The following is a 13,272-nucleotide window of genomic DNA, read 5'->3' on the forward strand; positions in this document are numbered from 1 at the left end:
CCGTGGGGGTTAAAGCGCGTCGGCGCCGATTTCGCCGGTGCGGATGCGCAGGACCTGTTCCAGTGCGACGACGAACACCTTGCCGTCGCCGACCTTGCCGGTACCGGCGGCCTGGGTGATCGCCTCGATGGCGGCCTCGAACACGTCGTCGCTGACCGCGCACTCGATCTTGATCTTGGGCAGGAAGTCGACGACGTACTCGGCGCCGCGATAGAGCTCGGTGTGGCCTTTCTGTCGACCGAAGCCCTTGACCTCGGTGACGGTCAGGCCGGACACGCCGGCGGCGCCCAGGGCTTCGCGCACCTCGTCGAGCTTGAACGGGCGGATGATCGCGATGATCAGTTTCATGTGGGTCTCCAGATGCGCGCGCGCCGCGTCAGAACGACTTGGTGACGGCGAGGGTGATGGTGTCGTCGGGACCGATCAGGTCGTTGTCGTTGAAGTTCAGTGCGATGTCGAAGCCGTTGTCGAACGACTTGCCCACGCCCGCCGACCAGAACGCATACGTCGCAGTGCCCGCGCTGCCGGCCACCCACTGCTTGCCCACCGCGCCGTTGAGCGTCCAGCTGGGGGCAAACTCCCAGCCGACGCCGACGTCGAGGTTGCTGCTGCCGTCGGAATCCGGAATGCCGAACAGGTCGGTGACCGCGTAGGAGTACTTGGCGCTGAGAATGTTCCAGCTCACGCCCGCGTAGAGCTCGGTGGTGTCGGCCTTGTTGAAGCCGGCCGGATAGCTGCCGGGATACCAGTAGTGCACCGCGCCGATGTCGTAGCCGAAGCCGCTGTCGCCGAAATCGCCGCGGAAACCGATGTAGCCGTCGAGTTCGAGCTGGCTGGAGATGTCGGGATCGGAATCGGACAGCCAGCTGATGCTGCTGCCCCAGGTGCCCACATAGAAGCCGCCGTCGTGCGCCCACTCGACGCCGCCCTGCAAGGCGGGTTTCTCGTCGGTCTGGCTGATGCCACGGAACAGGTAATCGCTGGTCAGCGTGATCGAGCCGGAGACTTCCGCATGCGCGGCGCCGGCGGACAACAGACCCGCGCACAGCAGTGTGGCAAGTGCGTTCTTGCGTAATGGCATGACAGGCTCCTCAAGTGAATGAAAGCCCTCCCCGGTCATTGCAGCTGCGTCGGCGTTGCCGCGCAGGTGGTCCGATGACGTGGCGACGTGCCCCCTTGGCTGTCGTCCCGTCGCGACCGACGCTCTGTGGCGTCTGTGTGGCCGCTGTCCGCTCCTTCGGATGCACCCGATCTCCTGATGCCGCTGGCGGTGCCGCCCACCGTGGGGGAGGGAGGCGCCGCCTGCAGGCGGTGGAACGCAACGGGGCCGGCCAGTGGCCGACCCCGTCAAGGTGCGTCAGATCGCGTAGTACATCTGGTATTCGAGCGGGTGCGTCGCGCCGCGGAACGCGGTGACTTCCTTCATCTTCAGCGCGATGTAGGCATCGATGAAGTCGTCGGAGAACACGCCACCGGCCTTGAGGAAGTCGCGGTCCTTGTCGAGCGCGTCGAGCGCCTGGTCCAGCGAGTGGCACACGGTCGGGAAGTTCTTCTCTTCCTCGGGCGGCAGGTCGTAGAGATCCTTGTCGCTCGGGCCGCCCGGATCGATCTGGTTCTTGATGCCGTCCAGACCCGCCATCATCAGCGCGGCGAAGGTCAGGTAGCCGGACTGCATCGGATCGGGGAAGCGCATTTCGATGCGGCGCGCCTTCGGATTGGCGACGTAGGGAATGCGGCACGAGGCCGAACGGTTCGACGCCGAGTAGGCCAGCATCACCGGCGCTTCGAAGCCCGGCACCAGACGCTTGTAGGAGTTGGTCGACGCGTTGGAGAACGCGTTGATCGCACGGGCGTGCTTGAAGATGCCGCCGATGTACCACAGCGCGGTCTGGCTCAGGCCGCCGTAGCCGTCACCGGTGAACAGGTTGGTGCCGCCCTTGGCCAGACTCTGGTGCACGTGCATGCCGCTGCCGTTGTCGCCGACGATCGGCTTGGGCATGAAGGTCGCGGTCTTGCCGTTGCGGAAGGCGACGTTCTTGACGATGTACTTCATCGTCTGCAGTTCGTCGGCCTTGGCGACCAGCGAGTTGAAGCGCGTGCCGATCTCGCACTGGCCCGCGTTTGCGACTTCGTGATGGTGCACTTCGACTTCGATGCCGACCTGTTCCAGCGTCTTGCACATCTCGGCGCGGATGTCGTGCAGCGAGTCGAGCGGGGCGACCGGGAAGTAGCCGCCCTTGATGCCGGGACGGTAGCCGCTGTTGCCGCCTTCGTATTCCTTGGCCGAGTTCCAGTGCGCTTCTTCAGATTCGATGTGGAAGAAGGTGTGGCCCATCTCGTTCGAGTAGCGCACCGAATCGAAGATGAAGAACTCGGGCTCGGGGCCGAAGAACGCCTGGTCGGCGATGCCGCTGGACTTCAGGAACGCCTCGGCCTGCTTCGCGATGCCGCGCGGGTCGCGCTCGTAGGACTGCATCGTGGTCGGATCGAGGATGTCGCAGGTGATGACCAGCGTCGGATCGGCGGTGAAGGGATCGATGAACGCCGTCGACGGATCGGGCAGCAGCACCATGTCGGAGTTCTGGATGCCCTTCCAGCCGCTGATCGACGAGCCGTCGAACATCTTGCCGTCTTCGAACAGGCCCGGCTCGATGATCGACTTCGGATAGGAGACGTGATGCTGGACGCCGCGCATGTCGGTGAAACGCAGGTCGATGAATTCGACCTTGTTGTCCTTGATCAGCTTTTCGATGTTGTCGATGGACATCTTGAACAACCGCCTTGGGTGAAGAATGTGCCGTGTATTACGCACGGACCGTGCCAAGGGGCTTGCGCCTTTCGAATCAAGGACTTGTTCACGATGCGCACACCTGCCGGATCCATTTGCGCACCTTGATGGTGCAACTTAAATTCAAGCGCACCACGAAAGCGCAGTCGGGTGCAGGCTAGGCCGACCCGACCGGCAGTCCACGATCGGCCTTGACGGTGCGCAATACGAAGCTCGAGTTCACGTCGTCCACCGCGGGCTGGTTGAGCAGCCGGTCGAGCAGGAACCGGGAGAAGTGTTCGAGATCGCGCACCGCGATCTGCAGCAGGTAATCCATGTCGCCGGTCAACGCGTGACAGGCGACGACTTCATCCCAGCCATTGACCAGCGCCGCGAATCCGGCGACCGCGGCACTGTCGTGGTGCTTGAGCTGCACGCGCACGAAGGCCTGCAGGCCGAGGCCCAGATGTTCCGCGCTGACCTCCGCGCGGTAGCCGGCGATCACGCCTTCGCGCTCCAGCCGCTGCACGCGGCGCAGGCAGGCCGACGGCGACAGATGCACGCGTTCGGCGAGGTCGGTGTTGGTCAGCCGGCCCTGGCGCTGCAGCTCCGACAGCAACAGCAGGTCGATCCGGTCCAGCGCAGTCGGCACCATGTGTGTTGTCCTGAATTCGGAATCTACGCACGATTATTGCGCGATCGACGGCATACGGCGCAACAACGCAAGCTCCTTGCGGGAGTTCGGCGCTATTGTCGAATGTCGTTCATCCCAATGCCGGAGTTGCCATGTCCGCCCAGCCGTCGAACGCCCCGCGCCGCGTCGAGAACCTGCAGACCGAGAAGGGCAAGGTGCCGGTCTATGCCACCGGCATCGTCGAGCAGCCCTGGGCGACCTACAGCGCCGACGACCACGCGACCTGGGCCACGCTCTATGCGCGCCAGCGCGAGCTGCTGGTCGGCCGCGCCTGCGACGAGTTTCTGCAGGCGCAGGACGCGATGGGCATGACCCCGGACGCGATTCCGAAGTTCAACGAACTCAACGCCGTGCTGGAAGCCGCGACCGGCTGGACGCTGCTCGGCGTCGAGGGCCTGCTGCCGGAACTCGATTTCTTCGACCACCTCGCCAACCGTCGTTTCCCGGTGACCTGGTGGATCCGTCGCCCGGACCAGATCGACTACATCGAGGAACCCGATCTCTTCCACGACCTGTTCGGCCACGTGCCGCTGCTGATGAATCCGGTCTTCGCCGATTATATGGAGGCCTACGGCAAGGGCGGCGTCAAAGCGCACGGCATCGGCCCGGACGCGCTGCAGAACCTGACGCGGCTGTACTGGTACACGGTGGAGTTCGGCCTGATCCAGCAGGCAGACGGCCTGCGCATCTTCGGCGCCGGCATCGTGTCGTCGAAGGGCGAATCGATCTACTCGCTGGAATCGGATGCGCCCAACCGCATCGGCTTCGACCTCGAACGCATCATGCGCACGCGCTACCGCATCGACACCTACCAGAAAACCTACTTCGTCATCGACAGCTTCGAACAGCTGATGGACGCGACCGGCCCGGACTTCACCCCGATCTATGCGCGCCTGGCGCAGCAGGACACGGTGGGCGCTGGCACGGTGCGCGAGGAAGATCGCGTGTTCCATCGCGGCACGGGTGAGGGGTGGACGGCGGGTGGGGATGTTTGACGGCGGTGATTGGTGATTCGGGATTCGGGATTCGGGATTCGGGGCAGCGTGCACGCACGCGGCGCGTTTCACGGCTCGACCAGGCAACTCAACTCACCCGTCATCCCCGCGTAGGCGGGAGTTGTTCTTCAACAGCCGAATGGCTGGTCATCCATGGACCTTGGTTGCATCGTGACGTCCTTGGATTCCCGCCTGCGCGGGAATGACGAGGTTCAAGGTCACTTGCGTCGTCGGCGTGATGCTTCATCGCGCGTCATAGGTGATTCGTGATTCGTGACTGGTAATTCGTAATTCGGGGCAGCGTGCACGCGCGCGATGCGCTTCACGGCTCGACCAGGCAGCCCATTCCAGCCGTCATCCCCGCGCAGGCGGGAGTTGTTCTTCAACAGCCGAATGACTGGTCATCCATGGACCTTGGTTGCATCGTGACGCCCTTGGATCCCGCTTCGCGGGAATGACGGGGTTCGAAGTCGCCTGCGTCGTCGGCACGACGCTTCGATCGCGCGTCTTCGCCGGTCTAAGCCAGCGTCACCGGTTCCACGTCCACTGCGCGCCCAGCATCACGCCGCGCCCCGGGCCGGGCTCGTAGAACCGGCCGTTGCCTTCGTTGACGATCACTGAGCCGATGTGGGCCTGATCGAGCACGTTGTCGATGCGCACGAAGGTCCGCAGCTCGCCGGCATCGAAACGCCAGCGGCGTGCGCCTTCGAGGTGCACGAGCGCGTAGCCGGCCGCGCGGCCGGTCGCGAGATCGTCGACGACCACATCACCCACGCCGACACCTTCGATCGCCGCACTCCACGGGCCGCCGGTCCAGTCGAGGCGCGCGAACAGCTGCCGCGCCGGCACACCCGGAATGCGCGCGCCGGCCGCGACAGGCGTCGCCGGCACGGTGCAGCCCGCGCCGGTGCAGACGAGATAGTCGTCGCGGAAGGTCGCATCGAGCCAGGTCGCGGCGACGCTCAGATCGAGCGATTCGCCCAGCGGCTGGCGCAGCGACAGCTCCGCGCCCTGGCGACGTGCGCGGCCGATGTTCTGGAAGCTGCTGCGGCCGCCGACATTGCGCGCGACCGCAAGCTCGTCATCGGTCTCGGCGCGGAACAGCGCCGCGTTGAGCGTGGTGCCCGACCGTGCGCGCCACTTGGTGCCGAGTTCGAGGTTGTCGCTGATCGCCGGCGCCAGATCGAATGCGAAACCGGCGCCACCGTCGGCGCGGTAGCCGAGCTCGTTGAAGGTCGGCGTCTCGAAACCGCGGCCGGCCGACAGGTACACGCGCAGATCATCGTGGGGCGCGAACGTGATGCCGGCGACCGGTGAGGTCTGACGGAACGCGACGCGGCCGCTGTCGTCGGGATTGGTCGCGGTGATATAGGCATCGCGCGAGGTGAATTCGACTTCGCTGTGGCGCACGCCGGCCAGCAGCGACCAGCGCGGCGCGAAGGCCCAGTAGGCCTGCGCGAACTGGTCGCGGTTCTCGACCGAATTGCGCTCGTCGCGCCGCAGCCGCCCGCGCACGCCGAGCGTGTCACCGACGAAGTTCTCGAAACCTTGGCGATCCTGACGCTGGCGATCGGCGTTGGCGCCGACGGTGAGTTCCAGCGGACGCCCGGCGAGCGCGCCTTCCCAGTTCCAGCGCAGGTCGAGTCCGCCATAGCGGTTGTCGAGATCGATGACGCCGCCCGAGTTCAGCGGATTGGTCTGCGCCGCGGCCGGAATCGGCAGGTATTGCACGACCGCGCGTTCGCCGCCGTAGGCCATCGCGCGCAGCGTGTGCGCGTCGCCGATGCCGTGTTCGTAGACCGCGCCGAGCTGGGTCTGGCGTACGGTCTTGCGCGTGTCGAATTGGCGCGCGACCGCGGCGACCTGGCGGGGGTTCTCGCGCACCTGTGCGGCGGTCAGGCCGAGCGGATCCTGCGCGTCGATGTCGACATGGTTGGCCACGAGATCGAGCCGGCGCCGGTCGCCGAAATCGAAGCGCAGCTTCGCGTTCGCCGAATCGCGACGAGCGGCGCTGTGGTCACGCCAGCCATCGGTATCGAAACGCGACAGCGCGAGGTTGTAGCCGACCGTCTCCGTGCCGCCGCGCAGCTGCGTCGACAGGCTGGTCGTGTTGTCGCGCCCGTGGCTGGCCTTGAAGCGCCAGGGATCGCCGGACTGTCCGTCGGCGCTCCACAGCTGCACGACGCCACCCGATGAATTGCCGTACAGCGCCGAGAACGGGCCGCGCATGATCTCGATGCGGTCGCCACCGACGAGACTGAAATGCGAGAGCTGGCCCTGGCCGTCGGGCATCGACGCCGGAATGCCGTCGGCGAACAGGCGCACGCCGCGCACGCCGAAGGTGGAGCGCGCTCCGAAACCGCGGATCGACAGCTGCGTGTCCTGCGCGTGGTTCTGTCGGTCGCGCGCCAGCAGGCCGGGCACGCCCGACAGCGGCTCGGAGGCGACGGTGCCGGCGCGGTTGCTGTGCGCATCGTCGAGGCGGATCGCATCGACCGACGCGGGCGTATCGAAATCACTGACGCCGCGCAGACGCGTCGCATCGACGCGCACGCGTTCGAGCGTGGTGGGCGCATCGGCGGTCGCCTGCGCCTGCGCGAAGCCGGGCGAGAGCAGGATCAGCGACAGCGCGGATGCCAGCGCGGTGGGGGTCGCGCGCATCAGCCGAACACCAGCTTGCCGCGCATCACGTTCCAGTGGCCCGGGAACGAGCAGAAGAACGTGTAGTCGCCGCCGCGGGTCAGGGCAGCGGTCGGGAAGGTGATTGTCGTGGACTCGCCGCCGCCGATGATTTTGGTGTGTGCGATGACGCGTGCGTCGCCAGCGGGCAGATAGCTGCTGGCCAGATTCGCGCGGGCGCCGGCCAGTGCGACCGGCCGGTAATCGGCGGTGCGCGTGAGCACCCAGTTGTGGCCCATCGCGGTGGCCGGCACGCGGCCCGTGTGATTCAGGGTCAGGCGCACCTGGGTGCAATCGGCGGCGACACGGAGTTCCTGCTGCGAGAAACGCATCCTGTCATCGCTGTCGACCGTGAGCGGACAGGTGCGCGCGAAGGCGCCTGTGGCGGGAATCAACAGCAGCAGCGCGAGCGCGCCGCGCCAGGCGCGGTTCGACATGGGATCTCCGGTGGGGTTGGGCGAGCGATGCGGGCATCGCACCGCGCATTGTCGCAAACGCAGGCGTGAACGACCCGGGACGGAATGTCGCAGGCGGGGCAGCAGACGTGCGGACATCCCGTAGTCGTCATTCCCGCGAAGGCGGGAATCCAGTGGCTTTCGCGAAAGTCACGGCAAGGCGCTGGATGACCAGCGCTGCGCGCTGCTGTAGAGCACCGCCCGCCTTCGCGCGAATGACGATGCTCGCCCCTCAGATCACCTGCAAGGTGATCGCCTTCAGCACCGCACGCGTGCGGTCGCGCGTGCCGAGCTTTTCCAGAATCGCCGACACGTAGTTCTTCACCGTGCCCTCGGCGAGGAACAGGCTGCGCGCGATCTCCTTGTTGGAGTAGCCGCCGGCGAGCAGACGCAGGATCGCGACCTCGCGTTCGGTGAAGGTCTCGCGCGGGGTGTTGTCGTCGTGGAAGCGGTAGCGCGCGCGGACCGGTTCGGTGCTGACCGGTTGCAGCAGGGTTTCGCCCGCCGCCACACGCGCGATCGCGTCGCGCAGATCTTCGGGCGCCGCGTCCTTGAGCAGGAAGCCCTGCGCACCGGCATCGGTCGCGCGCAGCAGCAGGTCGCTGTCGTCGAACGTGGTCAGCAGCAGCACCGGTGTCGTGTCGCCACGGGCGCGCAATGCGGTCAATGCTTCGATGCCGTCGAGGCCGGGCATGCGGATGTCGCTGAGGATCACGTCGACCGGATGCGATGCGAGCTGCTCGAGCAGCGTCGTGCCCGAGTCGGCCTCGAACACGATCACGATGCCGTGGCGTTCCAGCAGCGCGCGCAGGCCGGCGCGGACCAGGGCCTGATCGTCGGCGAGTGCGACGCGCACAGGCCTCGCGCTCATGTCGGCAGCTCCGCGTCGATGCGCATCGCGCCGCTCGGATTGCGCGCGAGCTGCACGCGTCCGTGCAACGCGGCAAGGCGCTCGCGCATGCCGGCGATGCCGTTGCCTTCGCGCCAGCCGTCGTGCATGCGGCCGTCGTCCTCGATGGTCACGTGCAACAGCGCGCCCGCTCGATGCAGGGCGACATCGAGCGTGTCCGCGTCGGCGTGCTTGGCGGCATTGGTCAGCGCTTCCTGCACCAGCCGCAGTACGGCTTCGGCGATCGCGGGATCGGACACGCGCACATCGTCGGCGATGCTGAGCCGCAACCGCGGCCGCGGCAACGGCGCAGCAAGCGCACGCAAAGCCGTTGCCAGATCGAGACCGCCGCTGTCGCGCAGCGCCTGCACCACGTTGCGGATGTCGCCGAGCAGTTCGCCCGACAGCTGTTCGGCGATGCGCAGTTGCGGGTTGTCGGCGAACGCCGGTTCGTCGGCCAACGCGCGCAGGTTGAGGCGCATTGCGGTGAGTTTGTGACCGGCGACATCGTGCAGTTCCCGCGCGACGCGCAGGCGCTCGGCATCGCGGGCACTGTCGGCGAGCAGCGCGCGCGTGGCCAGCAGATCGGCATTGACGCGCGAGAGTGCATCGCGTGCCCGCTCGGCACTGCGGGCGTAGTGCATGCACAGCGCCGCGAACACCTGGAAGCTGGCGAAGATCACCACCGACAACAGCGGCGCGCTGAAACCGCCGATGTACTTGAGGATCAGGTAGTAGACGATGTCGGCGGCGAGCGCCGCGAGGATCGCCACGCGCGGCGACCAGTCGGAGAACGCGACCGCGATCCAGATCACCAGCAGCACCGGCGCGGTGCCGGGCCTGGGATCGAGCGCGATCAGCGCCAGTGCGATCACCGGCAGCGTTGCGATCACCACATGCTCGATGCGCCGCAGCCGCGGCGGCCACAGCGACAGCGACAGGAAGCCCGCCGCGAACAGACCGAGCAGCAACCAGGCCGTGGCCTGGCGGGCGGGATCGTAATAACGCAGCGAGAACGCGACCGCGCCGAGCGTCAGCAACGCGGCAAGATTGAGCGGCTCGAACAGGCGGCGGGTCGTGTGCATGGCGCCATGCTGCAAGCCGTTGCCGGTGGCGGCAATGGGCGCGTTGCAGAAAGTGACTTCCGGCACTGCGGATCGATGACCACCGGCAGCTGGCACCGGCAGGGCGTGCGTCGAGACTGATGCCACACCCGACCAGGACATCGCCATGCGCCGCATCCCCGCTGCCTTCGTCGCGCCGTTCGCCCTGCTGGCCGTTGCGGCCGCACTCGCCGCGCCGGTGCAGGCGGGCGATCTCGACGTGTCCATCCGCGAGCCCCGCAGCCAGAGCGGCCAGTTCCAGGTCGCGCTGGTCGATGCTGCGGGCTACGCCGGCAGTGCCGCACCGATCGCCGCGCGTCTGCTGGCACCGGCGGGCGACGTCACCCACGTGCGCTTCGACGGCGTGCCGGCCGGCCGTTACGCGCTGATGGTGATCCACGACGAGAACGGCAACGGCACGCTCGACACCAACCTGGTCGGCATGCCGGTCGAGGGCTACGGCTTCAGCAACAACCCGCGGGTACTGCGCAAACCGACGTTCGACGAAGCGGCGTTCGATGTCGGCGCCGATGCGCTGGCGCTCGACATCGCGATCCGTTGATCCGCGTTTGCCACCGGAGACCGTGATGGACCGTCGCCGCTTCCTGCGCACCCTGTTGTCGGGCGCCACCGTCGCCGCGCTCGGCCCCGCGCTGCTGCACGGTGCCGATGCGCTGGCCGGCGACCCCGCGGAGTTCTCCGCCGGTCTCGCCGATCGTCCGTATCTCGCCGGCTGGCGTCAGGTGTCGGCCGGCGCCTTCGGCCCGACCACGGTGCAACTCGAAGGCCGTCTGCCCGCCGACTTCGCCGGCACGCTGTACCGCAACGGGCCGGCCTGGTTCGAGCGCGACGGCTTCCGCTACGAACACTGGTTCGACGGGGACGGCATGGTCCACGGCTGGCGCTTCGGCGACGGCGCGGTCACCCATCGCGGGCGCATGGTGCAGACGCCGAAGTTCCAGCGCGAACAACGCGCCGGTCGCTTCAACACGATGGCCGCCGGCACCACGGTTCCCGGACAGGTCGCAATCCGCAACAACGACGATGCGAACACCGCCAATACATCGGTGGTAACGATCGGCGGGCGCCTGTTCGCGATGAGCGAGGCCGGTTCGGCGTTCGAACTCGAGCCCGATGCGCTCGACACGATCGGCCCGGTGACCTGGCGCCCGGACCTGCAGGCGCTGCCGTTCTCCGCGCATCCGCTGCGCGATCGCGACGGCAGCTGGTGGAACTTCGGCGCGCTGTCGATGCTGGGCGGCAGCGGCCTGCTGCTGTGGCACATCGGCGCGAATGCGAGCTTGATCGGCGCGCACGTGCTGGAGATGGACCCACCCGGTTACCTGCACGCCTTCGTGCAGACCGACCGGCATCTGGTGTTCCTGCTGATGCCCTACGACTTCACGCCGTCGGGTTCCTTCTTCGAGAGCATGCGGTTCGCACCGCAGCGCGCGTGCAACGTGCTGGTGGTCCACAAGGCAGCGCCGGATCGCGTCGCGCGCCGCTTCGAGATCGACTTCGCGATGGCCTATCACTTCGGCGATGCGTTCGAGCGCGGCGGCGAGATCGTCGTACGCACGGTCCACCATCGCGACGTCGAACACGCACGCTCGCCGCATCGCGCGGCAATGTCCGGTCACGACGGCCCCGCCCCCGCGGCGCAGCTGGCCGAGCTGCGGCTCGACATGCACAGCGGCCGCACACGCTGGGATCTGCTCGGCGTCACCGGCATCGAGTTCCCGCTGTTCGACGCGCGCACGCCCGGCGATCGCAGCGCGCGGCTGTACATGCCGACGACGGAAGGCGAAGCCGCCGCGCCGTACTTCAACGCGGTGCAGATGCTCGATCCGGCCAGCGGTCGACGCGACGTGCATCGCTATGGCCGCGACATCCTCGCCGAAGAGCACGGGTTCGTTCCGCGCCCCGGCAGCACGCGTCCGGATGATGGCTGGCTGGTCGGCACCGTGCTCGATCCCACGCGCAACCGCAGCGGCATCGCGGTGCTGGATGCGCAGCACATCGCCGACGGCCCGCTCGCGACCGCGTGGCTGCCTTATGCGTTTCCCTTGGGATTCCACGGGCATTTCGCCCAGGCGGCCGCGTGACGGCGCCCCGTCCTGTGCGCTGGTGGCGCATCGTCGCGCTGGTCGCGGCGCTGGTGCTCTGCCTGTGGATCGGCTGGCGCGACTTCGATCCCGACATCGCGCGGGACGATGTCCGTGAGGGGATCCGCCTCACCGTGCGGCGCAGCGTGCAGATTGCGGTGCAGTTCGTCGCGCCGGGCGTACTGCTCGCGCTGCTGGCGCGCGAGCTGGGCGGGCGGTGGCGCGCCGGAAAGTCCGGTCCCTGACCTATCGCGAGGACGCGCGCGCGCGCATCCCACCCGCGGTGGCGTTCCTGCGCCGCGCTGGCAGCCTCCCCGCACGCGGGGAGGGCTGCAACCGGGATCAGCCGCGGCTGACCGTCGCGACCGCGTCCGCCACGTAATCCAGATTCTTCAGGCTCAGCGCGGCGACGCAGATGCGGCCGGTACCGACGGCGTAGATGCCGAAGTCGTCGCGCAGGCGGTCCACTTGGGCGCGGCTCAGACCCGAGTACGAGAACATGCCGGCCTGGTCCTGGATGAAGGCGAATTCCGGCGCGCCCTTGGCGGCCAGCTTCTCGACCAGACCCGCACGCAGGGCATGGATGCGCTCGCGCATCTGGCCCAGCTCGGCCTCCCAGCGCGCGCGCAGTTCCGCGCTGCCGAGCACGCCGGCGACGAGCGCCGCGCCGTGGTTGGACGGGCTCGAATAGTTCGCACGCACGATGCGCTTGATCTGCGACTGCACCGCGCGGCTCTGCTCGGCGGTCGCCGAGACGACGGTCAGCGCGCCGACGCGCTCGCCATACAGCGAGAACGACTTGGAGTACGAGCTGGCGACGACGAACTCGGCGATGTCGGACGCGGCAAGCAGACGCACGGCGGCCGCATCTTCCTCGATGCCGCGGTCGAAGCCCTGGTAGGCCATGTCGATGAACGGAAACAGCGACCGCTCCGACAGCACGCCGATCACCTGGCGCCACTGGTCCTCGGTGAGGTCGGCGCCGGTCGGGTTGTGGCAGCAGGCGTGCAGCAGCACGACGGTGCCGGCCGCGAGCGTGCGCAGGTCGGCGAGCAGGCCGGCGAAATCGATGCCGTGCGTGGCGGCGTCGAAGTAGGTGTAGTCGACGACCTCGAAGCCAACGGCGCCAAACACCGCGCGGTGGTTCTCCCAGCTGGGGTTGCTGATCGCGATGGTCGCGTGCGGCAGCAGCTTCTTCAGCAGGTCCGCGCCGGTGCGCAGCGCGCCGCTGCCGCCGATGGTCTGGGTAGTCGCCACGCGGCCCGCGGCCAGCAGCGGCGACCCGGCGCCGAACAGCAGTTCGCGGGTGGCGCGGGTGTAGTCGGGCAGGCCGTCGATCGGCAGGTAGCCGCGTGGCTTGGCCTCGGCGGCCAGGCGCTGTTCGACCTCGCGCACGGCGTCCAGCACCGGAATGCGTCCGGCCTCGTCGTAGTAGATGCCGACGCCCAGATTGACCTTGGTCGGGCGCGCATCGGCGTTGTAGGCCTCGGTCAGGCCGAGGATGGGATCACCGGGAACGAGTTCGACAGCTTCGAAGAAAGTGGACACGGACACGACCTGTACGACGGAGAGGAATCGGGTGCGC

The 13,272-nt window shown here is 67.7% G+C and carries 13 protein-coding genes; 4 read left to right on the forward strand and 9 right to left on the reverse strand.

The genetic code is table 11. The features are described from left to right. Positions 1 to 9: 9 nt before the first annotated feature. The 4 genes from AC3A5K_RS13560 to AC3A5K_RS13575 form a co-directional block, all read right to left on the reverse strand. On the reverse strand, positions 10 to 348 hold the full coding sequence (locus AC3A5K_RS13560; RefSeq protein WP_487618068.1) for a P-II family nitrogen regulator: 339 nt from the start codon (positions 346 to 348) through the stop codon (positions 10 to 12). Positions 349 to 376: 28 nt separating this feature from the next. Next, positions 377 to 1,081, reverse strand: a complete 705-nt coding sequence (locus AC3A5K_RS13565) for a TorF family putative porin (RefSeq protein WP_487618069.1) — start codon at positions 1,079 to 1,081, stop codon at positions 377 to 379. A gap of 276 nt (positions 1,082 to 1,357) precedes the next feature. Continuing rightward, a complete protein-coding gene (glnA, locus tag AC3A5K_RS13570; protein WP_487618070.1) occupies positions 1,358 to 2,767 on the reverse strand; it encodes a type I glutamate--ammonia ligase in 1,410 nt (469 codons plus the stop codon). A 178-nt stretch (positions 2,768 to 2,945) separates the two neighbouring features. Beyond that, complete coding sequence (locus AC3A5K_RS13575; RefSeq protein ID WP_487618071.1) at positions 2,946 to 3,422, reverse strand: Lrp/AsnC family transcriptional regulator; 477 nt, start codon at positions 3,420 to 3,422, stop codon at positions 2,946 to 2,948. Positions 3,423 to 3,553: 131 nt separating this feature from the next. Here AC3A5K_RS13575 and phhA point away from each other — a divergent pair, with 131 nt between their 5' ends. Beyond that, positions 3,554 to 4,456 (forward strand): phenylalanine 4-monooxygenase, encoded by a 903-nt coding sequence (gene phhA / locus AC3A5K_RS13580; RefSeq protein ID WP_487618072.1) that lies wholly within the window; start codon positions 3,554 to 3,556, stop codon positions 4,454 to 4,456. Positions 4,457 to 4,984: 528 nt separating this feature from the next. Here phhA and AC3A5K_RS13585 read toward each other — a convergent pair. From AC3A5K_RS13585 to AC3A5K_RS13600, 4 genes are all read right to left on the reverse strand, one after another. Next, the gene (locus tag AC3A5K_RS13585) at positions 4,985 to 7,120 is read right to left on the reverse strand and encodes a TonB-dependent receptor family protein (protein ID WP_487618216.1); all 2,136 of its coding nucleotides are present in this window, start codon (positions 7,118 to 7,120) and stop codon (positions 4,985 to 4,987) included. Then, complete coding sequence (gene azu, locus AC3A5K_RS13590; RefSeq protein WP_487618073.1) at positions 7,117 to 7,572, reverse strand: azurin; 456 nt, start codon at positions 7,570 to 7,572, stop codon at positions 7,117 to 7,119. Before azu ends, AC3A5K_RS13585 begins: the two co-directional genes overlap by 4 nt. 250 nt (positions 7,573 to 7,822) lie before the next feature. Then, positions 7,823 to 8,461 carry a response regulator gene (locus AC3A5K_RS13595; protein ID WP_487618074.1) on the reverse strand — a complete coding sequence of 213 codons (639 nt, stop codon included), beginning with the start codon at positions 8,459 to 8,461 and terminating at the stop codon, positions 7,823 to 7,825. Next, on the reverse strand, positions 8,458 to 9,660 hold the full coding sequence (locus tag AC3A5K_RS13600; RefSeq protein WP_487618217.1) for a sensor histidine kinase: 1,203 nt from the start codon (positions 9,658 to 9,660) through the stop codon (positions 8,458 to 8,460). Before AC3A5K_RS13600 ends, AC3A5K_RS13595 begins: the two co-directional genes overlap by 4 nt. A 49-nt stretch (positions 9,661 to 9,709) precedes the next feature. Here AC3A5K_RS13600 and AC3A5K_RS13605 point away from each other — a divergent pair, with 49 nt between their 5' ends. From AC3A5K_RS13605 to AC3A5K_RS13615, 3 genes are read left to right on the forward strand one after another with little or no spacing between them, the layout of a single operon-like run. Then, a complete protein-coding gene (locus tag AC3A5K_RS13605) occupies positions 9,710 to 10,144 on the forward strand; it encodes a DUF2141 domain-containing protein (RefSeq protein WP_487618075.1) in 435 nt (144 codons plus the stop codon). A 25-nt stretch (positions 10,145 to 10,169) separates the two neighbouring features. Then, positions 10,170 to 11,687: a carotenoid oxygenase family protein gene (locus AC3A5K_RS13610; protein ID WP_487618076.1), complete on the forward strand. Its 1,518-nt coding sequence runs from the start codon at positions 10,170 to 10,172 to the stop codon at positions 11,685 to 11,687. After that, the gene (locus AC3A5K_RS13615; RefSeq protein ID WP_487618077.1) at positions 11,684 to 11,932 is read left to right on the forward strand and encodes a hypothetical protein; all 249 of its coding nucleotides are present in this window, start codon (positions 11,684 to 11,686) and stop codon (positions 11,930 to 11,932) included. Before AC3A5K_RS13610 ends, AC3A5K_RS13615 begins: the two co-directional genes overlap by 4 nt. A 97-nt stretch (positions 11,933 to 12,029) precedes the next feature. On the opposite strand, the gene AC3A5K_RS13620 is transcribed toward AC3A5K_RS13615, so the two are convergent. Continuing rightward, positions 12,030 to 13,235, reverse strand: coding sequence for an amino acid aminotransferase (locus tag AC3A5K_RS13620; RefSeq protein WP_487618218.1), 1,206 nt, complete (start codon positions 13,233 to 13,235; stop codon positions 12,030 to 12,032). Positions 13,236 to 13,272: the final 37 nt, after the last annotated feature.

It is taken from the genome of Luteimonas sp. Soil_C_5, from assembly GCF_057656615.1.

What these genes read in the sequence shown, in the direction of transcription:
- AC3A5K_RS13560 (WP_487618068.1), bottom strand. Translation starts at nt 348, where the DNA reads ATGAAACTGATCATCGCGATCATCCGCCCGTTCAAGCTCGACGAGGTG.
- phhA (WP_487618072.1), top strand. Translation starts at nt 3,554, where the DNA reads ATGTCCGCCCAGCCGTCGAACGCCCCGCGCCGCGTCGAGAACCTGCAG.
- AC3A5K_RS13575 (WP_487618071.1), bottom strand. Translation starts at nt 3,422, where the DNA reads ATGGTGCCGACTGCGCTGGACCGGATCGACCTGCTGTTGCTGTCGGAG.
- AC3A5K_RS13595 (WP_487618074.1), bottom strand. Translation starts at nt 8,461, where the DNA reads ATGAGCGCGAGGCCTGTGCGCGTCGCACTCGCCGACGATCAGGCCCTG.
- glnA (WP_487618070.1), bottom strand. Translation starts at nt 2,767, where the DNA reads ATGTCCATCGACAACATCGAAAAGCTGATCAAGGACAACAAGGTCGAA.
- AC3A5K_RS13605 (WP_487618075.1), top strand. Translation starts at nt 9,710, where the DNA reads ATGCGCCGCATCCCCGCTGCCTTCGTCGCGCCGTTCGCCCTGCTGGCC.
- azu (WP_487618073.1), bottom strand. Translation starts at nt 7,572, where the DNA reads ATGTCGAACCGCGCCTGGCGCGGCGCGCTCGCGCTGCTGCTGTTGATT.
- AC3A5K_RS13565 (WP_487618069.1), bottom strand. Translation starts at nt 1,081, where the DNA reads ATGCCATTACGCAAGAACGCACTTGCCACACTGCTGTGCGCGGGTCTG.
- AC3A5K_RS13610 (WP_487618076.1), top strand. Translation starts at nt 10,170, where the DNA reads ATGGACCGTCGCCGCTTCCTGCGCACCCTGTTGTCGGGCGCCACCGTC.